Origin of the sequence: Rhodococcus sp. BP-160 (genome assembly GCF_019836205.1) — a bacterium.
Classification (GTDB): domain Bacteria; phylum Actinomycetota; class Actinomycetes; order Mycobacteriales; family Mycobacteriaceae; genus Rhodococcoides.
The window spans coordinates 1,006,244-1,028,254 of sequence record NZ_JABUEK010000001.1 but is presented as its reverse complement, the minus strand read 5'-3'; the positions used below and the strand labels follow the sequence as shown (position 1 = coordinate 1,028,254).

The 22,011-nt window shown below is 68.4% G+C and carries 23 protein-coding genes; 14 read left to right on the top strand and 9 right to left on the bottom strand.

Features of this window, described 5'->3' with window-relative positions; all coding sequences use genetic code 11:
- The first annotated feature begins 69 nt into the window (after window positions 1-69).
- Window positions 70-570 (top strand): glutathione peroxidase, encoded by a 501-nt coding sequence (locus tag HQ306_RS04860; protein ID WP_027504309.1) that lies wholly within the window; start codon window positions 70-72, stop codon window positions 568-570.
- A 61-nt stretch (window positions 571-631) separates the two neighbouring features.
- Window positions 632-1,369, top strand: coding sequence for a DUF2334 domain-containing protein (locus HQ306_RS04855; protein ID WP_027504308.1), 738 nt, complete (start codon window positions 632-634; stop codon window positions 1,367-1,369).
- Here HQ306_RS04855 and HQ306_RS04850 read toward each other — a convergent pair.
- Together HQ306_RS04850 and HQ306_RS04845 are read right to left on the bottom strand one after the other, a co-directional pair.
- Window positions 1,349-2,617, bottom strand: a complete 1,269-nt coding sequence (locus HQ306_RS04850) for a VOC family protein (protein ID WP_222627895.1) — start codon at window positions 2,615-2,617, stop codon at window positions 1,349-1,351. The two genes, HQ306_RS04855 and HQ306_RS04850, sit on opposite strands and share 21 nt — an antisense overlap.
- A 9-nt stretch (window positions 2,618-2,626) precedes the next feature.
- Window positions 2,627-4,189, bottom strand: coding sequence for a bifunctional NAD(P)/FAD-dependent oxidoreductase/class I SAM-dependent methyltransferase (locus tag HQ306_RS04845; RefSeq protein ID WP_056446684.1), 1,563 nt, complete (start codon window positions 4,187-4,189; stop codon window positions 2,627-2,629).
- Between the two features lie 65 nt (window positions 4,190-4,254).
- Between HQ306_RS04845 and HQ306_RS04840 the strand changes: the two genes are divergently transcribed.
- Window positions 4,255-4,836: a helix-turn-helix domain-containing protein gene (locus HQ306_RS04840; protein WP_222627893.1), complete on the top strand. Its 582-nt coding sequence runs from the start codon at window positions 4,255-4,257 to the stop codon at window positions 4,834-4,836.
- Between the two features lie 12 nt (window positions 4,837-4,848).
- Here HQ306_RS04840 and HQ306_RS04835 read toward each other — a convergent pair whose 3' ends face one another.
- Window positions 4,849-5,469, bottom strand: coding sequence for a TetR/AcrR family transcriptional regulator (locus tag HQ306_RS04835; protein WP_222627891.1), 621 nt, complete (start codon window positions 5,467-5,469; stop codon window positions 4,849-4,851).
- Between HQ306_RS04835 and HQ306_RS04830 the strand changes: the two genes are divergently transcribed.
- The gene (locus HQ306_RS04830; protein ID WP_308116138.1) at window positions 5,396-7,192 is read left to right on the top strand and encodes an FAD-binding dehydrogenase; all 1,797 of its coding nucleotides are present in this window, start codon (window positions 5,396-5,398) and stop codon (window positions 7,190-7,192) included. The genes HQ306_RS04835 and HQ306_RS04830 overlap by 74 nt on opposite strands.
- A gap of 19 nt (window positions 7,193-7,211) precedes the next feature.
- Here HQ306_RS04830 and HQ306_RS04825 read toward each other — a convergent pair whose 3' ends face one another.
- Together HQ306_RS04825 and HQ306_RS04820 are read right to left on the bottom strand one after the other, a co-directional pair.
- Window positions 7,212-7,946 carry an SIMPL domain-containing protein gene (locus HQ306_RS04825; RefSeq protein WP_222627889.1) on the bottom strand — a complete coding sequence of 245 codons (735 nt, stop codon included), beginning with the start codon at window positions 7,944-7,946 and terminating at the stop codon, window positions 7,212-7,214.
- A 31-nt stretch (window positions 7,947-7,977) separates the two neighbouring features.
- Window positions 7,978-8,622 (bottom strand): MBL fold metallo-hydrolase, encoded by a 645-nt coding sequence (locus tag HQ306_RS04820; RefSeq protein WP_222627887.1) that lies wholly within the window; start codon window positions 8,620-8,622, stop codon window positions 7,978-7,980.
- Window positions 8,623-8,711: 89 nt separating this feature from the next.
- Between HQ306_RS04820 and purS the strand changes: the two genes are divergently transcribed.
- Both purS and purQ read left to right on the top strand, forming a co-directional pair.
- Window positions 8,712-8,945: a phosphoribosylformylglycinamidine synthase subunit PurS gene (purS, locus tag HQ306_RS04815; protein ID WP_027504302.1), complete on the top strand. Its 234-nt coding sequence runs from the start codon at window positions 8,712-8,714 to the stop codon at window positions 8,943-8,945.
- Window positions 8,942-9,652, top strand: coding sequence for a phosphoribosylformylglycinamidine synthase subunit PurQ (gene purQ / locus HQ306_RS04810; RefSeq protein ID WP_308115569.1), 711 nt, complete (start codon window positions 8,942-8,944; stop codon window positions 9,650-9,652). The genes purS and purQ overlap by 4 nt, the downstream gene beginning before the upstream one ends.
- Here the strand turns inward: purQ and HQ306_RS04805 are convergent.
- Window positions 9,642-10,904, bottom strand: a complete 1,263-nt coding sequence (locus tag HQ306_RS04805; protein WP_222627882.1) for an alpha-amylase family protein — start codon at window positions 10,902-10,904, stop codon at window positions 9,642-9,644. The two genes, purQ and HQ306_RS04805, sit on opposite strands and share 11 nt — an antisense overlap.
- A 691-nt stretch (window positions 10,905-11,595) precedes the next feature.
- Here HQ306_RS04805 and HQ306_RS04800 point away from each other — a divergent pair.
- The 6 genes from HQ306_RS04800 (at window position 11,596) to HQ306_RS04775 (ending at window position 18,501) form a co-directional block, all read left to right on the top strand.
- Window positions 11,596-12,870, top strand: coding sequence for a M18 family aminopeptidase (locus HQ306_RS04800; protein ID WP_222627881.1), 1,275 nt, complete (start codon window positions 11,596-11,598; stop codon window positions 12,868-12,870).
- A gap of 216 nt (window positions 12,871-13,086) precedes the next feature.
- Complete coding sequence (locus HQ306_RS04795; RefSeq protein ID WP_056446702.1) at window positions 13,087-13,308, top strand: hypothetical protein; 222 nt, start codon at window positions 13,087-13,089, stop codon at window positions 13,306-13,308.
- 85 nt (window positions 13,309-13,393) lie between these two features.
- Entirely contained in the window at window positions 13,394-13,936 is a 543-nt protein-coding gene (locus HQ306_RS04790; RefSeq protein WP_197027713.1) for a dihydrofolate reductase family protein, read from the top strand.
- A gap of 86 nt (window positions 13,937-14,022) precedes the next feature.
- Window positions 14,023-16,332, top strand: a complete 2,310-nt coding sequence (gene purL / locus HQ306_RS04785) for a phosphoribosylformylglycinamidine synthase subunit PurL (protein ID WP_222627879.1) — start codon at window positions 14,023-14,025, stop codon at window positions 16,330-16,332.
- A 28-nt stretch (window positions 16,333-16,360) separates the two neighbouring features.
- A complete protein-coding gene (locus HQ306_RS04780) occupies window positions 16,361-18,154 on the top strand; it encodes an alpha/beta-hydrolase family protein (protein ID WP_222627877.1) in 1,794 nt (597 codons plus the stop codon).
- Window positions 18,151-18,501: a CPBP family intramembrane glutamic endopeptidase gene (locus HQ306_RS04775; protein WP_222627875.1), complete on the top strand. Its 351-nt coding sequence runs from the start codon at window positions 18,151-18,153 to the stop codon at window positions 18,499-18,501. The genes HQ306_RS04780 and HQ306_RS04775 overlap by 4 nt, the downstream gene beginning before the upstream one ends.
- Here HQ306_RS04775 and HQ306_RS04770 read toward each other — a convergent pair.
- The gene (locus HQ306_RS04770) at window positions 18,470-18,883 is read right to left on the bottom strand and encodes a VOC family protein (RefSeq protein WP_222627873.1); all 414 of its coding nucleotides are present in this window, start codon (window positions 18,881-18,883) and stop codon (window positions 18,470-18,472) included. The two genes, HQ306_RS04775 and HQ306_RS04770, sit on opposite strands and share 32 nt — an antisense overlap.
- Before the next feature lie 165 nt (window positions 18,884-19,048).
- On the opposite strand from HQ306_RS04770, the gene HQ306_RS04765 reads away from it, so the two are divergent.
- Window positions 19,049-19,435 carry a sterol carrier family protein gene (locus tag HQ306_RS04765; RefSeq protein ID WP_222627871.1) on the top strand — a complete coding sequence of 129 codons (387 nt, stop codon included), beginning with the start codon at window positions 19,049-19,051 and terminating at the stop codon, window positions 19,433-19,435.
- Between the two features lie 3 nt (window positions 19,436-19,438).
- On the opposite strand, the gene HQ306_RS04760 is transcribed toward HQ306_RS04765, so the two are convergent.
- Together HQ306_RS04760 and HQ306_RS04755 are read right to left on the bottom strand one after the other, a co-directional pair.
- Window positions 19,439-19,759, bottom strand: a complete 321-nt coding sequence (locus tag HQ306_RS04760) for a hypothetical protein (RefSeq protein WP_374197724.1) — start codon at window positions 19,757-19,759, stop codon at window positions 19,439-19,441.
- Window positions 19,759-20,274 carry a DUF427 domain-containing protein gene (locus HQ306_RS04755; RefSeq protein ID WP_056446720.1) on the bottom strand — a complete coding sequence of 172 codons (516 nt, stop codon included), beginning with the start codon at window positions 20,272-20,274 and terminating at the stop codon, window positions 19,759-19,761. Before HQ306_RS04755 ends, HQ306_RS04760 begins: the two co-directional genes overlap by 1 nt.
- Window positions 20,275-20,434: 160 nt before the next feature.
- Between HQ306_RS04755 and purF the strand changes: the two genes are divergently transcribed.
- Window positions 20,435-22,006, top strand: a complete 1,572-nt coding sequence (gene purF, locus HQ306_RS04750; RefSeq protein ID WP_222627869.1) for an amidophosphoribosyltransferase — start codon at window positions 20,435-20,437, stop codon at window positions 22,004-22,006.
- Window positions 22,007-22,011: the final 5 nt, after the last annotated feature.

The following is a 22,011-nucleotide window of genomic DNA, read 5'->3' as shown; positions in this document are numbered from 1 at the left end:
CGCATCCTCCACACAGGGAGGGTGCGCCCGCTCTCGTGCTCACGGGTTACCGGCCGGTACTGTGAGCCCATGACAGAACTGCAGAACGTCGGCATCAGCACTCTCGGCGGCGCTCCCACCTCGCTCGAGGAGTACAGCGGCCGCGCGGTGCTCGTGGTCAACGTCGCCTCGAAGTGTGGCCTGACCCCGCAGTACACGACGCTGGAGAAGCTGGCCCGCGAGTACGCGGACCGCGGACTCTCGGTCGTGGGCGTTCCCTGCAACCAGTTCGGTGGCCAGGAGCCCGGCTCGGCCGAGGAGATCGAGACGTTCTGCTCCACGACGTACGACGTCACCTTCCCGCTGATGGAGAAGGTCGACGTCAACGGCGAGAACCGGCACCCGCTCTACGAGATCCTGACGCAGACCGCGGACTCCGAGGGGAACGCGGGAGACGTGCAGTGGAACTTCGAGAAGTTCCTCGTCTCGCCGGACGGCGAGGTCGTGGGCCGATTCCGCCCCCGCACCGAACCGGACGCCCCCGAGGTTCTCGCGGCGATCGACAAGGTGCTGCCCGTTCCGACTCTCTGACGTCGCCCGGCGTTCACGCGGGACGAGACCGTCGTACACCTCGGTGTGCGACGGTTTCGTCATGAGTGCACGTCTGATCGTGTCCGTGTCCGGTATCCGCGACGAGACCCGCGACGCCGCCGCCGAGTTCGCCGCGGAGATGGATCGCCGCGACATCGAGTTGTCGCTTCTCGTGGCCCCGCGGTTGAAGGACAAGTACCGCCTCACGCGCGACACCGAGACGCAGGACTGGCTGCGCATGCGCCGCGATCACGGAGACGCACTGGTCCTGCACGGATACGACCAGGCGGCCACCAAGCGGCGTCGTGCCGAGTTCGCGACCCTCCCCGCTCACGAGGCGCAGCTGCGGTTGCGCGCCGCGGACCGGGTCATGGAGGAGATCGGCATGCGCACCCGCGTGTTCGCACCGCCCCGCTGGGTCGCCTCACCGGGTGCGGTGTCCGCCCTTCCCACGGTCGGGTTCCGCGTCTTCGCCGGGCTCGCCGGCATCCAGGACCTCGAGCGGGGAACCACGGTGCGCGGTCGGGTCCACGGTATCGGTGAGGGCTTCGGCACCGGATCCGGTGGCTACGTCTGGGAGCCCGGGTCCACGGAACCGTGGTGGTGCCGCGCGCTCGTCATGGGTGCCGGCCGTACGGCTCGCCGCGGCGGCGTGGTGCGACTGTCGGTGAGCGCCAAGCAGCTCGGCCGTCCGGGCCCCCGTGCCGCCATGCTCGACGCGGTGGACCTGGCGCGCTTCCACGGTGCGACGTCGGCCCGCTACGAGTGGGTTCCGCGCTCACGCACCGCTGTCGCCTGACCCGGCCGCGACCTGCGCGTCGTACAGGTCGTAGGGATCCGCGATCGGCATCCCGAGGGCCTCGGACAGGGACTCCGCCGACCAGCTCGTTCCCTCGGCATCGGTGTCCACGGCGCCGTCCGAGGTGAGGTTCGACCGGAAGATGCCCGCGGCAGACGCGGGCAGGAAGTCCTCGTAGACAACGGGTTCGAGCCCGTCCGGCGTGCGAAGGTAGTAGGCCAGTCCGCGCTCCGCCATCTCCTGATCGGTGCCGGGGAAGTGCTGCGCCCACTCCCGGGCAGCGGCCTCGTCGGAGAGGCCGTCCACCCGCGCCATCGCGGTGTCGTACACCTGCCGGCCGCGGCGGGTGAGGGCGACGCCCCGCGCCTCCACCTCACCGAAGCGCACGCGGAGCCGATCGGAGAACGTGGCACCGGACGCGTCGCGAAAGAGTCGAGGTTCGGCGAGAGCTCGGAACGACGTCTGGCGCAGCAGCACCGGCGGTCCGGCCCACAGAGGGGGTCCTTGGATCCCGTCGATCATCTCGATACCGCGCTCGGCCATGCGGCGGTACAGGTCGTCGATGTCGAGCACGCGCGGCGTCAGGTGGTTGATGTGCGTCGACGGCACCCCGCCGATGTCCGCGGCCACCGACGACACGGCTTCGAGCTCGTCGTACCAGGCGCGATCGACCGGCTCCGTGCCGAGTTCGAAGACGGCGACGGCACCGTCGACGAGCGTGGTGGCCTCCGGTTCCGGTAACCCGCCGTCCTCGGCGGCTCGGACCGCGAGGCGCACCAGGTCGGGCGGGACGAGCGTGCGCGCCTCGAGTACGTTCGTGAGTCGCCGCTCCAGATCGGCGGTGAAGAATCTGCGGTCGTCGACGACGAGCATGGAGCAGAACACCCGGAACGGGTTGCGGGCCAACTCGATCGAGTCCACGGGCCGGAACGCCGTGGACACCACCGGTATCGGGGTGGCGGCGTCACGCAGATCGTAGAAGCCGACGGGGTGCATGCCGAATCCCCCGAACAGTCGTGCCACGTCGCGCAACTCGGCGACGGTCCCCACCCGGACGGCTCCGTGCCGTTCCGCCGTGACGCGGTGGAGGGTGCCGAGGCGCTCGGCCTCGGCACCCTCGCGGGCCACCACGTCCGCGTTCACTGCGGTCGCCACCTCCACCAGCGTCGTGTACGCCGGGACCTCACGGCCGTACATCGCCGAGAGGGCGACTGCGAAACGAGCGCGGAGATCGGACGCCGGGATCATGCGACGACGCTATCGCTGTCCGACCCGTTCCGGCACCCGGACGGCCACCAGGATGTCGTCGGAGACGTGGGGGGTTCCGGGTGCTGCCTCCACCAGTCGTGGACGCGTCTCGTCGACCGTGACGGTCCACTCGGCGGGGTCGAGGGACTCGGCGACGGAGTGGGGGCTGTGGAAGTCCGACGGATCGAATCCGGCCCATCGATGGCCCGGCGAGGGGGTGTGGCCGACCATGAGCAGCGTGCCGCCGGGCGCGACGGTGTCGACCAGTCGCGCGAGTCCGTCGGTCGAGTCGTCCTGCAGGATGCCGAAGTAGTGCAGCGTCAGCAGATCCGTGGAGTGCGGCGGCAGCGGGTCGGTCAGCAGGTCCCTGGCCAGCCACGTCACACCGTCGTGCAGTCCGCGTGCCCGCTCGACGGCCACCTCGGAGATGTCGACGCCGGTGACGGTCCAGCCGCGTTCCGCCAGCCACACGGCGTCGGCGCCCTCACCCGATCCGACGTCGACGGCGCGCCCGGGGGAGAGGTGCTCCGCGTACTGGACCAGTGTCGGGTTGGGATTGCCGCTCCACCGCTTGTCCGACTCCCGGTACAACTCGTCCCAGAAGTGCCCGTCCAACGCCGGACGGGGGCGCCCTGCCTGGACCGCCTGGTCGAACTCCTCGGCGATGAGGTTCGCGTTGACGTGAGCGCCGGCGAGGGCTCCCTGCGCGGTGGAGGCGATGACCGTGGCCGACGGGTCGGTGACGTTGCCCGCCGCCCACACTCCCGCCACGGTGGTGGCACCGAAGGAGTCGACCTCGACGACGTCGCCGAGTCCGGTCGCGTGCGGCACTGTGGTGAGGCCGAGCGATCCGAGAAGTTCACTGCGAGCGGTGAAGCGCAGTCCCACGGCGAGAGCGTCGACCGCGACCTCGGTCCCGTCGGCCAACCCGACCGCACGGAGGCGATCCTCCCCGGTGAGCACCGAGGTGACCTTCTGCTCGACGATCTCGATGCCGCGCGCGGTGAATTTCTCGCGATCCTCGTCCGCCAGAGGTCCGCCGTCGGTGAAGAAGGTCAGGTTCTCTGTCCACTGCCGCCACATCGAGGCGTGATGGATGCTGAACGGCCCGGTGCTCAGGACGCCGATGCGGTGATCCTGGATCTCCCACCCGTCGCAGTAGGGGCACTGCACGACGTCCCGACCCCAGCGTTCCGCCAGACCGTCGACGGGCGGGAGCAGATCGGTGAGTCCGGTCGTCACCACGATGCGCCGCGCCGAGAAGGCGCGTCCGTCGTCCGTGGTCGCGGAGAAGTGCCCGACGTGACCGCCGAGTGCGGTGACCGTGGCGTCGACGATCGTGACGTCGTATCGCTCGAGGTCGGCTCGGCCGTTCTTCAGGTAGTCGAGCGGCGAGGTGTGGTCCCGACCCAGCACGCCGTGCATGTGTGACGCGGGTGCGTTGCGAGGAGTTCCGTTGTCCAGAACCAGGACTCGCCTACGGGCACGGCCGAGCATGAGTGCGGCGGACAGTCCGGCGGACCCGCCGCCGAGGACGATGACGTCGGCGTCGACGTGGTGGTGTGAGGTCATGCGGACACTGTGCGCCCGAGTCTGCGGATTTGACAAACATATTTGCCGAAACTGCAATATGAGGTATGGACGACTTCGACGGTGTGATCAGTGCGATCGGTCCGCGCCTGCGCGCTCTCCGCGTCGCGGCGGACGTGACCCTGGCCGCGGTGTCCGAACGCACGGGCATCCCGGTGAGCACGCTCTCCCGGCTCGAATCGGGGCAACGCAAGCCCAGCCTCGAGCTGTTGCTGCCGTTGGCCAAGGTGTACGACGTTCCCCTGGACGACATCGTCGACGCTCCCGAGACCGGAGATCCGCGGGTGCAGTTCACGCCGGTCACGACGAACGGCGTCACCGTCGTCCCGCTGACGCGCCGGGCGGGCGGGTTGCAGGCGTTCAAGCAGATCGTCCCCGGAGATCGCTACGAGGAGAACCCGCGGTTGGGGTCTCACGAGGGTTATCACTGGATCTACGTGCTGAACGGGAAGCTACGACTCATTCTGGGCGACAAGGACCTGGTGCTGGGTCCGGGTGAGGTGGCCGAATTCGACACTCACCTTCCGCACTGGTTCGGCAGCGCCGACCGCCGGCCCGTCGAGTACCTGGGAATCTTCGGACCGCAGGGCGAACGGATGCACGTGAAGGCGACGTATTCGGGGCGCTGAGGACCTTCGTGGTCAGGGGATGTGCAGGAGGCGCCCGACGACCTCGCCCATCAGTTGCGGGGGCACGATGCCCGGCTGGGCGAGTTCCTCGACGGCCAGACCGTTGCTGAGCGCCAGGATGACGAACGTGACCCACTCCGCGGGAACGTGCAACGTCGCTCCGGCGCTCTCGGTGACGCTGACGACGGCGTCGGTGACCGCCGCCCGAAGCTGCGCCCTGTGCTCGGCGAAGCGGGCACCCACCTCGGGATCGCGAAGGGCCCTCGACCAGTAGTCCATGAACAGCAGATGCCAGTCGCGATTGTTCGAGATCGCCTCCGTCAGACGGGTACTCAGCACCCGCTGGGCTTCCCGCAGGTCGGAGGGGAGCTCGGCGAGCAGGTCGACCGACATCCGCGCCCGACCGAGCACCTGCCGGTCCATCAGCTCGTAGAACAGCCCCTCCTTGGAGCCGAAGTTCGAGTAGACCGCGCCCTTGGTGAACCCGGCCTGCTCGGCGATGGCGTCGAGCGTGGCGTCGGCGTACCCGCGTCGACCGAACTCCGTCATCGCGGACGCGATGATCCGCTCGCGAACCTCGCTGCGAGGGGGGCGCGTGGTCGGCTCGGTAATGTTCGGGTCGGGGGTGCTCACTCGGGAAGAGTACCGCTCGATACCGACGGTATCGAAAACGAGGTTCGCCGTATACGGTGAGGTCATGGGGATACGAGAGTGCGATGTCGTCGTGGTCGGTGCAGGTCTCGCGGGTCTGGTCGCGACTGCGGAACTGGTCGAGGCGGGCAAGCGCGTGATCCTGCTCGATCAGGAGAACGAGGCGAACCTCGGCGGCCAGGCGTTCTGGTCGTTCGGCGGGCTGTTCCTGGTGGACAGCCCGGAGCAGCGTCGTCTCGGCGTCAAGGACTCCTACGAACTCGCGCTGCAGGACTGGATGGGATCAGCCGGCTTCGACCGTCCCGAGGACGAGTGGCCTCGCCAGTGGGCCGAGGCCTACGTCGCGTTCGCGGCGGGGGAGAAGCGCTCCTGGTTGCGCGAGCGCGGCTGGAAGATCTTCCCGGTCGTCGGGTGGGCCGAACGCGGCGGCTACGGCCCCACCGGCCACGGCAACTCCGTGCCGCGATTCCATCTCACCTGGGGTACCGGGCCGGGACTGGTGGAGATCTTCGAACGCATCGTGCGAGACGGTATCGACCGCGGCAGCGTGATCCCCGCCTTCCGGCACCGGGTCGACGAGGTGGTGGTGACCGACGGTGTCGCGACCGGTGTACGCGGCGCCGTCCTGGAGCCGACCGACGTCGCCCGCGGCGTGACGTCGTCCCGCACCGTGGTGGGGGACTTCGAGATCCGGGCCGGCGCGGTGCTGGTGACCTCCGGCGGCATCGGCGGCAACTGGGATCTGGTGCAGAAGAACTGGCCGAAGCGCATGGGCCGCACCCCTTCTCACATGCTCTCGGGCGTACCGGCGCACGTCGACGGTCGGATGCTGGAGATCTCGCGTGCCGCGGGCGGGAACATCATCAACGAGGACCGCATGTGGCACTACACGGAGGGCATCACCAACTGGGACTCCGTGTGGCCGAACCACGGCATCCGCATCCTGCCGGGTCCGTCGTCGCTGTGGCTCGACGCGTCGGGTCAGCAGCTACCGGCGCCGCTGTTCCCCGGCTTCGACACGCTCGGCACTCTCGAACACATCGTGTCGACGGGACACGACTATACGTGGTTCCTCCTCGATCAGAAGATCATCGAGAAGGAGTTCGGACTCTCCGGTCAGGAGCAGAATCCGGATCTGACCGGCCGCGATCTGCGCAAGCTTCTCGAGCGAGTCCGTCCCGGCGCACCCGGCCCCGTCGAGGCTTTCAAGCAGAAGGGCGTCGACTTCGTCGTCGCCGACACGGTGGCAGAACTGGTCGCCGGAATGAACAAGATCGGTGACGTCACGCTCGACGCCGCCGACGTGGAGAGATTGGTCGTCGCGCGAGATCGCGAGATGGACAACGACTTCAGCAAGGACCTCTCGGTCTCGGCGATCCACGCGGCGCGCAACTATCGAGGCGATCGCCTGGCGCGCATCGCCACACCGCACAAGCTGCTCGACGAGACCGGGCGTGCCGCAGCGGGTCCGCTGATCGCCGTCAAGTTGCACCTTCTGACGCGAAAGTCGCTGGGCGGGTTGCAGACCGACCTGAACTCCCGGGTGCTCCGAGCCGACGGCACGCCGTTCCCCGGGCTGTACGCAGCGGGTGAGGTCGCCGGTTTCGGAGGCGGCGGTGTCCACGGGTACCGCTCGCTCGAAGGCACGTTCCTCGGGGGGTGCATCTTCTCCGGACGTGCCGCGGGACGCGCCCTGCGGCGCTAGGTGTACTGCAGCCGGGGAGTCATCCCAGCGCCCACTGCACGTTCACCGAGACGCTGACGGTCTGCTGCCCCGGCTCGATCGGCACCGCGGACGAGGCGGAGCTTCTGTCGAAGCTGGGCGCCGACTCCTGGCCGGTGATGTTCTCGGTGATCGACAGGACTTTGCCTAGATCGCTTCCCGCCAGGGACGCGTACTGCTCGGCTCGGTCGCGAGCGTCCGCGAATGCCCGTGACCGAGCGTCGGCGATGAGGTCGGAATCGTCGTCGATGCGGAAGGACACGCCGGACACTCGGGTCGCGTTCCCACCTGCGCGGGTGGCGTCGCCCAGCACCGCCGACGCTCGCGACAGGTCGCGCACGGTCACACCGAGGATGTTCGACGCCCGGTAGCCGGAGATCGTGGAGGTTCCGCCCCCGAACCCGTCGGCATACTGCGGGTCGATGGACACCTGGCGGGTCTGGATGTCCGCGCGGTCCACTCCGGCAGCGGCGATCGCCTCGGTCACCGCAGTCACCGCGGTGTTCGCCTCGTCGATCGCCGTCGTCACGTCGTCCGCCGTCGTCTCGACACCGATCTGAGCGGTGAGAGTGTCCGGGGTGCCCTGGATCTCGCCGACCCCGGACACGGAGATCCCCGGCGGTGTGTCGGTGGCCGACGCACCGGACTCCCCGGTCCCGCATGCCGCGGTCGCCGCCACGACGGCCAGCAGGGCGGCAGATCCGATGACCTTCGAGGTACTCCTGGTCCACGTCATCGGGTCAGTGTCCACGACGGTCCGGGAATGTCTAGAGCGACGTGCCCGTCTCCTCCTCCAGGGCGCGGAACTCCGTCCCTTCGCCCGCGAGGCCCGACAGCATGCCGTAGTAGATGCCGCGCGCGTCCGGCGCGACGATGGCCTGGTGGATGGGAACGGCCAGTCGCGGAGAGACGGCGCGGAGGAAGTCGATGCCCTCGCCGATCTTCATCCACGGGGCCGCTGCGGGAAGTGCCAGCACGTCGATCTCCACGTCGGGAACGAACAGCGAGTCGCCGGGATGCATCAGTTGCCCGGGCTGTTCCGGCGTGCCGAGGAGATACGCGATGTTGTCGATCAGCGGGATGTCCGGGTGGATCGTCGCGTGCGTGCCGCCCGCACCCGTCACCTGCACGCCCCCGATGGAAAAGACGTCTCCCGCGTTCACGGCGGTCCACTGATTCCCGAGCTGGTCGGCCGTCTGCGGGTCCGCGTACAGCGCCGCGTCGGGGTTGGCTTCGAGGAGCGCCGGCAACCGATCGGTGTCGACGTGGTCCGCATGCTGGTGCGTGATCAGGATGGCGTCGAGGCCGGTGATGCCCTCGAACCCGTGAGAGAAGGCGCCGGGGTCGAACAGCACCGTCGATCCCGCCATCGACACCTGAATGCACGAATGTCCGAAGTGAGTCAGCTCCATGGTTCCCCAGTATGCGCCGGATTCGTGGAGCGGTTCGGGACTGGGTAAAGTGCCTGCTGGATCTGCCCTCTTAGCTCAGGAGCTCTCACGTGGCCCGTGTGGTTGTCGACGTCATGCCCAAAGCGGAAATTCTCGACCCTCAGGGGCAGGCCATCGTCGGGGCGCTGCCGCGACTCGGTTTCGCCGGTGTCTCCGACGTCCGTCAGGGCAAGCGGTTCGAGCTCGAGGTCGGCGACGACGTCGACGATGCGACTCTCGACCAGATCGCCGAGACCTTTCTGGCCAACACCGTCATCGAGGAATGGAAAGTGACCCGGCTGTGACTCGCCTCGAAGATCGACCGGCCTCCGGCCTTCCCGCCCGGATCGGTGTGATCACCTTCCCCGGCACGCTGGACGACATCGACGCCTCGCGCGCGGTCACGCTCGCAGGTGGTGAGGCCGTCAGCCTCTGGCACGGCGACGCAGATCTGAAGAACGTCGACGCCATCGTCGTCCCCGGCGGTTTCTCCTACGGCGACTACCTGCGCGCCGGCGCCATCGCGCGCTTTGCCCCCGTCATGGATGCGGTCATCGACGCAGCGAAGGGCGGCATGCCCGTCCTCGGTATCTGCAACGGCTTCCAGGTGCTGTGCGAGGCCGGACTCCTGCCCGGTGCCCTCACCCGGAACACCAACCTGCACTTCACATGTCGCGATCAGTGGCTCACAGTCGAGAGCACGTCCTCGGCATGGTCCTCGCGGTACGAGGCGGGCGCCGAGATCCTCGTTCCGCTCAAGTCCGGTGAGGGTCGCTTCCAGGCGTCCGAGGCGGTCCTGGACGAGCTCGAGGGCGAGGGGCGCGTCGTGTTCCGCTACTCGGGTGACAACCCCAACGGTTCGCAGCGGTCCATCGCGGGCATCTCGTCCGCCGACGGGCGCATCGTGGGACTCATGCCGCACCCCGAGCACGCCACCGAGGCCCTCACGGGCCCCAGCGACGACGGCCTCGGCATCTTCTACTCTGCGCTGGACGCGATCGTCACGGCCTGACGGTCACCGCCCAGGAGTGCGGCCGCAGGTCGTTCTCCACTCCGTCGGCTGCTGCCACGATGTCGCCGGCCGGTCGAGGCACGGGTGCGTCGCCGATGTTCGCCGACAGCACCAGCGTCGTCGTGCCGTCCGTCGCGGTGAGGGTGACCGCGGTGTTCTCCAGTCCGGACACCTCGGCGTGCGCACGGTGCAGCCACGGGAACCGTCGCCGCATCGCGATCAGGGCCTGGTGGCGCCGGTAGTGCGGCCATCCGTACGGCGCCAGATCGTCGGGTGTCGCCGGGAACTCGGGTCGGATGGCATCGTCGCCACCCACCCGCTCCTCCTTGATCCCGCGGAATCCCTGCTCGTCGCCGTAGTACACCGTCGGCGTTCCCGCCACGAAGAACAGCAGCGCGGCGGCGATGTCGGCATCGTCGTCGTCGAGGGTGGACGCGATCCGGGTGACGTCGTGGTTGCCGACGAACGTCGCCGGAACGAACGTGGGCAGCAACTCGTCGTGGCGCCCCAGCGCGTGGGCGAACTCGAAGAAGTTCGCGTCCTTCAGGGCGCTCCACGTCGCCTTCCACAGCTCGTACTGCGTGATCGAGTCGAGTCCGGACTCCCGCACGTACGACGCGTAGTCCCCGTGGATCATCTCGCCGACGATCCAGGCGTCGGGATGTGCCTCTCGCACACGGGGGAGCACCGCCGCCCAGAAGGCCGGTGAGACCGCGTACGCCGCGTCGAGCCGCCATCCGTCGACACCGCGGTCGAGCCAGTGCGTCATGACCTGTGCGACGTGCTCCTGCACCGCCTGCTCGTCGTGGTTCAACTCGACCAGCAGATCGTGGCCCTCGAACGTGCGCGGCCGACCGTCCTTCCAGCGGAACCACCGCCCCGCGTCCGAGTCGGGCCCGTCCTGCTCCGCACGAACGAACTGCGGGTGGCTCCTGCCGACGTGGTTGAAGACGCCGTCGAGCAGAACTCGGATGCCCTTGGCGCGTGCCGCACCGATGAGCGCGTCCATGTCGCTGTCGGTTCCCAGACGGGAATCGATGCGGAGATGGTCGACGGTGTCGTAGCCGTGGGTCTCCGACGCGAACACCGGGCCGAGTGCGAGGCCGTTGCACCCGAGCTCGAGGAGGTAGTCGAACCAGCCCTCGATCCGGTCGAGTCGGTGTTCGGTGCGGTCCACTGCCTCGGCCTCGGCGCCGACGAACCCGAGGGGGTACACCTGCCACCAGATGACGTGATCGACCCAGTCCTGCATCGCATTTCCCCCTTTTTCCCGGTCTCGGCGAGGGTTCGCCGAGCGACGGTCTGCTTGTCGGATCGCACAATTCGATTCCGGTTGTGTAGTGACTGTCACTATGAGTAACTGACGTCGGCGGACGACCGTTCGTCACCATCGTGCCAAAGGAGCCCCCGTGTCCTCTGATCTGACCGACCTGTTCCAGAACCTCGCCGGCATCGTCGGCGCACTCGGATCCATTGTCGACGGCTTGTCCTTCTTCAGCTGATCCGAGGTACCTGTGGGGCGGACTCCCGACGAGTGTGCCCCACGGGTATGTCCGGATCGGGACGGGTGGCGCCGTTCCGTCGATCCTGGTGACAATGGTCGTTCCGGACGTCAATGTTGCAGATGATGCAACGATCGGCTCGTGAGTCGGTTCCTGTCACCGAATCGCGATAATTTCTGGGTTGCGAGCCATTCTTTTGTGTGGATTACTTAACACCGCGGGCACACAGCCCACCAACCTCACAAAGGGAGAACACCATGGACCTCACTCAGATCATCGAGACCCTCGGCGCGATCGCCAAGATTTTCGGCGGCTCGGGCGACTTCCTCGACGGCTTGAGCTTCTTCAGCTGAGCTCCACTCGACTCGTGATGCCGGGTCCACCCTCGTGGTGGGCCCGGCATCGCTGTCTCCGCACCTCCTCTCTCTACGATCGGTGACCATGGCGTCTCTCACTTCCGCGACCGCGGCCGGACTCTGCTCCTTCGTCGACGCGTCACCGTCGCCGTTCCACGTCGTCGAGACGGTGGCCTCCGAACTGGCGGCACACGGGTTCACCACCGTTGCGGAGACGGACGCGTGGCCCTCCGAGCCCGGCCGGTACCTCGTCGTCCGCGGTGGTTCGATCATCGCTTGGTCCACCGAACGCGCGCCCGACGCGGCGTTCCGCATCGTGGGCGGGCACACCGACAGTCCGAACCTCCGCGTCAAGCAGAACCCCGATCTCGACGTCGCCGGGTGGCAGATGGTCGCCCTGGAGCCGTACGGCGGCGCGTGGCTCAACTCCTGGCTCGACCGCGATCTCGGCATCTCCGGCCGTCTCGGTGTGCGTGACGGCGGCTCGGTGCGAGACGTCCTCGTGCGCGTCGACCGTCCCATCCTGCGGGTGCCCCAGCTGGCGATCCACCTGTCGGAGGATCGCAAGGGAGTGCACCTCGATCCGCAGAACAACGTGAACGCGATCTGGGGCGTCGGGCGATCACCCCACTCGTTCATCGGGTTCCTCGCCGACGAGGTCGGGGTGGATCCCGGCGATGTGCTCGGGTGGGAACTGATGACCCACGACCTCAATCCTGCTGCAGTGGTGGGACTCTCGGACGACCTCGTCAGTTCGCCGCGACTGGACAACCAGGGCACCTGCTACGCCGGAACCGAGGCGCTGGTCGTCGCGGCCGCGCAAGCCGACGACTGCATCCCCGTCCTCGCACTCTTCGATCACGAGGAAGTGGGCAGCATGTCGGACCGTGGCGCGTTCTCGGATCTGATGAACACCGTCCTCGAGCGCATCGTGCTCTCGCGTGGCGGCGGCCGCGAGGAATTCCTGCGCGCGATGGCCGGGTCGATCCACGCCTCGGGCGACATGGCGCACGCGACCCATCCCAATTACGTCTCGCGGCACGAGCCCGCGCACCGCATCGAGGTCAACGGTGGCCCGGTGCTCAAGGTCAACCAGAATCTGCGCTACGCCACCGACGCCGCCGGTGCCGCGGCCTTCGCCTTGGCGTGCGAGCGAGCCGACGTCCCACTGCAGCGGTACGTCCACCGGGCCGACCTTCCGTGCGGATCCACCATCGGCCCCATCACCGCCTCGCGCACCGGCCTGTCCACCGTCGACGTGGGTGCCGCGCAGCTCGCCATGCACTCCGCGCGCGAGGTGATGGGCGCACACGACGTCGACATGTACGCCGACGCCTTGGCTGCGTTCCTGGGGGCGTAGCGCTGGGTCGGGCTGCGCTGTGTGCCGGTTGCTTCCTGCTGTTGGGCCGCCTGGCGATCCGATGCCGCCGGGCGGTGCGCGCCGTGGTCAGCGCACGCTACGGGATGCTTGCTGCGCCGGGCGGTGCGCACGGGCCGCGCGGTGGGTACGGGAACCCTGACGACGCGGCCGACGAATCCTGCCGCCGTACAGGGCCCGGCGGGAGAGACTGGCGGGATGGAGATCGCGCAGTGGTGGCCGGCCGTCACGGCGGAGACTCGGGACTGGCTGGTCGAGCACAACGGTGAGCCGCTCCCGTCCGCCGTGAGGGACGACGTGCTGCGCGTGAACGGCGATCTCACCGACCCGTCGTGGTGGGCCGGTGAGTCCGTCGACGGGTCGTCCGAGCTGACGGACGCAGCGACGGACTGGATCGAGTCCGCGGCGAACGAGGGGTGATGAGTTCCGGCGTCTGGCATGGTCTGTCCCGCAGTGATCGGCGATCGGCGCCGGTTCTTCACGAGGGCGGTACACGATGCGTGCGGTGACGGCAGGGCTCTTCCACTCGGTGGACGGTGTGGTCGAGGCTCCCGACCAGTGGCAGTTCGACAGTTTCGACGACGAACTCGGCCAGTCCATGGGCGGGTTCATGAGCAGGACGACCACCGCCGTCATGGGTCGGGTCGCCTACGAGTCGTGGTCGGATCACTTCGGCAACGCGGGGGCGGACGACCCCTTCGCCGGCTTCATCAATCCGGTGGAGAAGTTCGTCGCCTCACGCACGCTCACCGGAGATCTCGCGTGGCAGAACTCGACGCTCATCGACGGCGATCCGGTGGAGTTCGTGCGTCGACTCAAGCAGACCGACGGTGGCGACATCGCGCTGGTGGGCGGCGTCTCTCTGGTCCGCCAGCTCTTCCTGGCCGGTGTGCTCGACACCCTGACCCTGATGACGCACCCCGTCGTCGTGGGCAAGGGCCAGCACCTGTTCGAGCCGGGGGATCCGCTCACTCGTCTCGTCCTGACGAACTCCCTCGTCACGAGCAAGGGCAACGTGGTCGTCGACTACGCCGTCAAGGGGGACTAGCGGCAGGCCGGAGGCCGGTCGGACGGTGTCGTGTCCTGCACATAGAATGACCTCGACATTCTGCCGAGGGAAGGACCCCATCCACCGTGTCTGTCGAGTCCACTCCTCAGGTCGACGCGCTCCCCACCCCTCCGGTCGACACCGTCTCCGCTGCGGCCGGGTCGCCCGACGTCGCTCAGCCGTGGGCGGAGTTGGGTCTGAAGGAGGACGAGTACGCCCGCATCCGGGAGATCCTCGGCCGCCGTCCGACGGACGCCGAGTTGGCGATGTACTCGGTGATGTGGAGCGAGCACTGCTCGTACAAGTCGTCGAAGGTGCACCTCAAGTACTTCGGCGAGACGACGACGGACGAGATGCGGTCGGGAATGCTCGCCGGAATCGGTGAGAACGCGGGCGTGGTCGACGTCGGCGACGGGTGGGCTGTCACCTTCAAGGTGGAGAGCCACAATCATCCGTCGTACATCGAGCCGTACCAGGGTGCGGCCACCGGCGTCGGCGGCATCGTGCGCGACATCATGGCCATGGGTGCTCGTCCGATCGCGGTGATGGATCAGTTGCGTTTCGGTGCGGCTGATGCTCCGGACACGCGCCGGGTGCTCGAGGGCATCGTGCGGGGCGTCGGCGGTTACGGAAACTCACTCGGCCTCCCGAACGTGGGCGGCGAGACGGTGTTCGACGCGTCCTACGCCGGCAACCCGTTGCTCAACGCGCTGTGCGCCGGAGTGATGCGTACCGAGGATCTGCACCTGGCGTTCGCGTCGGGCTCGGGCAACAAGATCATCCTGTTCGGTGCCCGTACGGGCCTCGACGGGATCGGCGGCGTGTCGGTGCTGGCGTCCGAGACGTTCGACGAGAAGCAGGGCCGACGCAAGCTACCCGCGGTGCAGGTGGGCGACCCGTTCACCGAGAAGGTGCTCATCGAGTGCTGCCTCGAGCTCTACCAGCAGAAGCTCGTGGTCGGTATCCAGGACCTCGGCGGTGCCGGATTGTCCTGTGCCACCTCCGAGCTCGCTTCGGCGGGTGACGGCGGTATGCACATCGCCCTGGATCGGGTTCCGCTGCGTGCGACCGGGATGACGCCGGCGGAGGTGCTGTCCAGCGAGTCGCAGGAACGCATGTGCGCCGTGGTGGCACCGGAGAACGTCGACGCTTTCATGGCGGTGTGCGCCAAGTGGGACGTGCTGGCGACCGACATCGGCGAGGTCACGGACGGTGAGCATCTCGAGATCACCTGGCACGGCGACGTCGTCGTCGACGTGCCGCCCAAGACGGTGGCCCACGACGGTCCCGTCTACGAGCGTCCCGTGCAGCGGCCCGCGAGCCAGGATGCCCTGGTGGCGAACACCACCGAGGGTCTGCCCCGTCCGGCCACAGGTGTGGAACTGCGCGAGACCCTGCTGCAGATGATCTCCTCCCCCCAGCTCTGCAGTCGGCGGCTCATCACCGAGCAGTACGACCGGTACGTCCGCGGCAACACCGTGCTCGCCGAGCACGCCGATGCCGGTGTGGTGCGCATCGACGAGAAGACCGGCCGCGGAATCGCTCTCGCGACCGATGCGTCCGGCCGGTACACCGCGCTGGATCCGTACCGCGGTGCGCAGCTGGCGCTGGCCGAGGCGTTCCGCAACGTCGCGACGACGGGCGCCACGCCGAAGGCCGTCACCAACTGCCTGAACTTCGGGTCGCCCGAGGATCCGGGTGTCATGTGGCAGTTCCAGCAGGCGGTACGCGGCCTGGCGGACGGCTGTGTGCAACTGGGCATTCCGGTCACCGGCGGTAACGTCAGTTTCTACAACCAGACCGGGTCGACGCCGATCCTGCCGACCCCGGTGGTGGGTGTGCTGGGCGTCCTCGACGACGTCCACCGCCGCATCCCCACGGGCATCGGCCTGGAGCCGGGCGAGACCCTGATCCTGTTGGGTGACACGCACGACGAACTGGACGGCTCGATCTGGGCCCAGGTCGTCCACGACCATCTCGGTGGTGTTCCGCCGCAGGTGGATCTGGCTCGCGAGCAGTTGCTGGCCGACATCCTCACGGCGTCGAGCCGCGACGGTCTGGTCACCGCGGCGCACGACCTCTCCGAGGGCGGGCTCGCGCAGACCGTCGTCGAGGTCGCGCTCGCCGGCGAGACCGGGTGCCGCATTCTGCCGCCCGAAGGAACAGATCCTTTCGTCACCTTGTTCTCGGAATCGTCCGGGCGGGTACTCGTTGCTGTCCCTCGGACCGAGGAGACCAGGTTCACGGGGATGTGCAGCGCGAGGGGGATGCCATGGACGCGTATCGGGGTGGCCGACGAAGGGTCGGACGAGGTGGAGTTCCAGGGACTGTTCAGTGTCCCGTTGACCGAACTCCGCGAGGCGTACGAGGGGACGCTCCCGGCGCTCTTCGGCTGACCGACCTTCCCGGCACCGGCACCGTCCGATGACCGACACCGATACTCGGTCGTCGGACGAACTGCAGCGCCCCCACAGTTTCGAGGAACTGCCGGCGTACGTCCTGAGCTCGGCGACCCGCACGGTGCGCAAGCACCCCGCGTGGATCTGGGCGTGGGGTCTGCTGCGGCTCGACGTCACCGGCATCGCGTTCGGCGCCCTGTTCTTCTGCTGGTCGCTGACGCCGTCACTGCTGCCACGCGGCTGGCTGTTCCAGGGCATCGTCAGCGGCATCACCGCGGCCATCGGGTACGGGGTGGGCGTCGCTGTCGGCTGGATTCTCCTGCGCACGGTGCTTCGTCAGCAGCCGTGGTGGCCGCTGCCGATCCGCGTGGAGCGCGCACTCCTGGTCGCTGTCCCGGTGATCGCGACCGTCGCCGGAGCGGTCATGCTCTACGCCTCTGCGGACTGGCAGCGTCAGCTCGCCGCGCTCATGGGCGCCGAGGGGCTCACGTCCACGGGGTTCATCCGCACCGGCATCATCAGTTTCGCGGTGTGCGCCGCGCTCATCGGCCTGTGGCGGGTCATCCGGGACATCCGCCGCTTCGTCGTGCGCTCGATCCTGCGTCTGATCCGACTCCCGCAGTGGGTTGCCAACCTCGTGGGGTTCCTCCTCGTCGTGACGGTGCTCGTCACACTGGTGCAGGGTGTGCTGTTGCGCGGCACCATGACCGTCGCCAACTCGGTCTTCAGCACTCAGAACAGCAACACGCGTGAGGGTGCCGAACAGCCGACGGTGCCCGAGCGTTCCGGTGGTACCGGTTCGCTCGTCGACTGGGACACACTGGGATTCGAGGGCCGAAACTTCGTCTCGGGTGGGTTGTCGGCCGACGAAATGACCCGAGCGACCGGCCGCACGGGCATGGAGGCGATCCGCGCGTACGTGGGACTCGAGAGCGCGGAGACGGACGAGGAGCGCATGGATCTCCTGGTACGCGAACTCGATCGAACCGATGCGTTCTCCCGCAAGGCCATCGTCGTCATCCCGACCACGGGAACCGGGTGGGTCAATCCCACCGCAGCTCGGGCCGTGGAACTGATGTACGACGGGGACGTCGCGCTCGTGGCGTCCCAGTACTCGTACCTTCCGAGTTGGATCTCCTTCCTCGCCGATCGCGAGAAGGCGGCGGCCGCGGGGAAGTTGCTCATCGACACCGTGCACCAGCGATGGGAGCAGGAGCCCGAGGCGACCAGGCCCAAGTTCTACGTCTACGGAGAGAGTCTCGGAACCCAGGCCGGCGAAGGCGCGTTCGCGGACATCGCCGACATCCGGGACACCGTCGACGGAGTGCTGTGGGTGGGCCCGCCGAACTCCAATCGCATCTGGGACACCTACGTCAGCCGACGCGATCCGGGAACCACCGAGGTGGAACCCGTCTACGCCGGCGGACTGCTGATGCGGTTCGCCGACAGCACCCGTGACGTCGAGGCACTGAGCGGGGACTGGCCCTACCCGCGCGTGCTGTACATCCAGCACCCGTCCGACCCCATCGTGTGGTGGACGCCGGATCTGATCTTCCAGCGTCCGGATTGGCTCGCCGAGCCGCCCGGGTACGACCGACTGCCCAGCATGCGGTGGTTCCCGTTCGTCACCTTCTGGCAGGTGAGTGCCGACCTCACGAACGCGGCCGGCGTGCCCGACGGACACGGCCACAACTACGGCACCACGGTGCTCGACGGCTTCGCAGCGGTGGCGGCACCCGAGGGCTGGACTCAGGCGGACACCGAGCGCATCCGCGTCGTCATGAACGAGTATGCCGACGCCGACGGTCCCGAGAAGTGACCGGACTGGCCCGATGGGTGCTGTTCGACATCCCCATCGGGACAGTCCTACCCGAGGAGTTCCTGTTCCGCGGCGTCGTCGACACCGTGGCCACCGCCGTGGTGGGTCCGCGCGCCGCACTCGTGGTCGGCTCCACGGCATTCGGGGTCTGGCACTGGTACGACTCGGGCAGGTCGGCGCCCGTCGTCCTGTTCACCGGGGCGGCCGGTGCGCTGTTCGTCGAGTCGAAGCGGCGAACCGGCACCATTCTCACGCCCATGGCACTGCACTGGGCCGCCAACTCGGTCGGTGCGATCGCATCGACGTGGTGGCGCTCTACTCGAGGTGACAGACCGCCTCGAGGTTGAGGCCGTCGGGGTCGTACACGAAGCCGCCGAAGTAGTTCTCGTGGTACTCGGGGCAGACGCGCGGAGACAGCTTGTCCCGTGCGCCCGCCGCGAGGGCCGCGGCGTGGAACTCCCGGACGACGTCACGGGTGGGTGCCGAGAACGCCACGTGCAGTGCGGGATCGACGGTGCTTCCCTGGACCAGCCAGAGGAACGGCTTGCGGCCACTGCCGAATCCGACCATGCGGACGTAGTCGTCGTCCGGCCCGCCGGTGAAGTCGAGCAGCTTCTCGATCCCGAGCACGCCGAGAGCCGGCACGTAGATCGCGAGTGAGCGGTCGACATCCGTGACCGTCACGTTGAGGTGGTCGATGGTCGATCCTTGATAGGGGTTCGGTGTCATGGAGACAGTGAAGCGCCCATCGCGGACAGTGGCGGTCCTCGTTGATCAGACCGTGCCTCAGCATCCGCAACTCTCACGAATCGACGGGATCCCGTCGATCCGGGCGACTTCTGGACCGTGAGGCACGGCTCGGGGCCCGCCGCGCTCGGTGGGACACTGAACGGCGTGGCACCCTCGAAACCCGTCGACCCGGCCGAGCTCCGGAGCGCACTGCAGACCGTGTCTCCGTGGCTCGACGACCCCGACCTCCCGAAGCCGCCGCGCGCCGATCTCGCCGCCGCGGTGCGGCTCAGTGCGCGCACCATCGAGCAGACGGCGCCGGGCTCGAGTGTCGAGGTGCGCGTGCCGCCGTTCGTCGCGGTGCAGTGCATCGTCGGGCCGCGTCACACCCGAGGGACGCCGCCGAACGTCGTCGAATGTGACCCGCGGACATGGCTGTTGTTGGTGACGGGGCGCGTGGCGTTCGACGACGCCGTGCGCGGAGCGGGCGTCACGGCATCGGGTGGCCGCGCCGGCGAGGTGGCGCACTGGCTTCCGCTCGTGCGTATCTGACTGTCACCGCCAGGGCTGCACCGGCGGCTTCACCCACAGAATCTTCTCGTCGGAATGCGCCCGGCGGGCCGCGTCGTGATCGGGGTGATCGCGCGCCCACTCGGCCTTCTCGCGCAACAGCGTCGAGACCACCGTCCACGTCTCGTCGGAGCTGGGCGGGTTGATGTCCGCGGCCCGGGCCACCTTGCGTCGGACGTCCGCGGCCATCGCCGCGAGATCGTCCGCGGAGATGTCGCGGTCCCACAGATACCGAGCGAGAGCGACGGCCTTGTCGCGTCGGGACTTCTCGGCCGCGTCGGAGTGGCTGTAGTTCTTCTCGGCCACTACCAGCCCCAACTCCCGGCGATGCCCTTGAACGGTCCGACGACGTCCCGGGTGATCCACCCCGCGTAGAAGCCGCCCTCCTGCGGGCGTGCCACCTCGCCGTCGAGCTCGCACGTCAGGGACACGGGAGAGAAGGAGAGCGCGCCGGCGATCGGTGCGAAGGACGGGGTGGGGTTCTCGTAGCTCCAGCCGCCGGCCTCGAGCACGGCGCCGTCGTCGCCCACGATGTCCCAGTAGGTGGCGGATCCCTTCCATTCGCACATCGTCGATCGCGCACTCGAGCGCCGCAGTCGGCTCTCGTCGACGTCGGCCCGCGGGATGTACCAGGTGGGCGGATGGCTGGTCTCCAGGACGCGGTGGGCCGCGTGACTGTCGGCGACGATCACGTCGCCGAAGCGCACCACGAGATGCTTCGTGGACGCCTCGAGGGCCGGCGGACGCGGGTAGTCCCACACCGATTCCTGCCCCTCGCCGGGCTGTTCGGGGGTGACGCCGTACGGAAGTCTGCTGACCATGTCTCCATCATGGCACCGCGCCGCGAGTCGTGGATCACAGCTCACCGCGGTATCGGTGCCTGCCGACGGCTTGTTGATCGCGGGGTTGCCCGTAGACTCCCCGAGTGTGCGTGCAGCGTGGCCTGCACCCCACCCCTCCCGGCTTCTAGGAGAGCGCGTCGTGACTCGTGACCCCTCGGTCCACAGCCCGAATCTGCTCGATGACACATCCGGTCCGGAACTGGACATCAACGAGAACGAGCCGCGGGAGGAATGCGGCGTCTTCGGTGTGTGGGCCCCCGGCGAGGACGTCGCGAAGATGACGTACTACGGCCTCTACGCGCTGCAGCACCGCGGTCAGGAGGCCGCCGGCATCGCCGTGGCCGACGGGTCCCAGGTGCTGGTGTTCAAGGATCTCGGCCTGGTCAGCCAGGTGTTCGACGAGCAGACGTTGGGCGCGATGAGCGGCCACATCGCCATCGGGCACTGCCGGTACTCCACCACCGGATCGACGACGTGGGAGAACGCGCAGCCCATCTTCCGCACCACCGCGGCCGGCAGCGGCATCGCTCTGGGCCACAACGGCAACCTCGTGAACACCGCCGAGTTGTCGGAGCGCGCCCGCGATGCGGGAATCATGGGCCGTCCCCGTGGGACCGGTGCCACGTCGGACTCCGACATCGTCGGCGCCCTTCTCGCGCACGGCGCAGCGGACAGCACCATCGAGCAGGCCGCGATGGAACTGCTGCCGACGCTGAAGGGCGCGTTCTGCCTGACCTTCATGGACGAGCACACCCTCTACGCGGCACGTGATCCTCACGGCGTGCGCCCGTTGTCGCTCGGTCGCCTCGACCGAGGCTGGGTCGTCGCCTCCGAGACCGCCGCCCTGGACATCGTCGGCGCCTCGTTCGTCCGCGACATCGAGCCCGGTGAACTGCTCGCCATCGACGCGGACGGCGTGCGGTCGTCGCGGTTCGCGGCTCCCGAGCCCAAGGGCTGCATCTTCGAGTACGTCTACCTCGCTCGTCCCGACAGTGTCATCGGTGGCCGCTCGGTCCACTCGACACGCGTCGAGATCGGCCGTCGCCTCGCGGAGGAACACCCCGCGGTGGGCGACTTGGTCATCCCCGTTCCGGAATCCGGTACCCCCGCCGCCGTGGGGTACGCGCAGGGTTCGGGCATCCCGTACGGCCAGGGCCTGATGAAGAACGCGTACGTCGGACGCACGTTCATCCAGCCGTCGCAGACCATCCGTCAGCTCGGTATCCGGCTGAAGCTCAACCCTCTCCGCGAGGTCATCCGGGGCAAGCGCCTCATCGTGGTGGACGACTCGATCGTCCGCGGCAACACCCAGCGGGCCCTGGTACGCATGCTGCGCGAGGCGGGCGCGCTCGAGATCCACGTGCGCATCGCGTCGCCGCCGGTCCGCTGGCCCTGCTTCTACGGCATCGACTTCGCCTCGCCCGCGGAACTGATCGCCAACGGCATGGACTCCGAGGACGGCATGCTCGAGGGTGTGCGGCAGGCCATCGGCGCCGATTCGCTGGGCTACATCTCGATCGAGGGCATGATCGCCGCCTCCGAGCAGCCCGCGACGCGGCTGTGCTCCGCGTGCTTCGACGGCAAGTACCCCATCGAGCTCCCCAAGGAGACCGCCATGGGCAAGAACGTCCTCGAGGGCATGTTGGCGACCGCAGCGGGCATCGCGATGCCCGCTGCCGTCGACAACGTGAGCGCTCTCTCGCGCCCCTGACACCC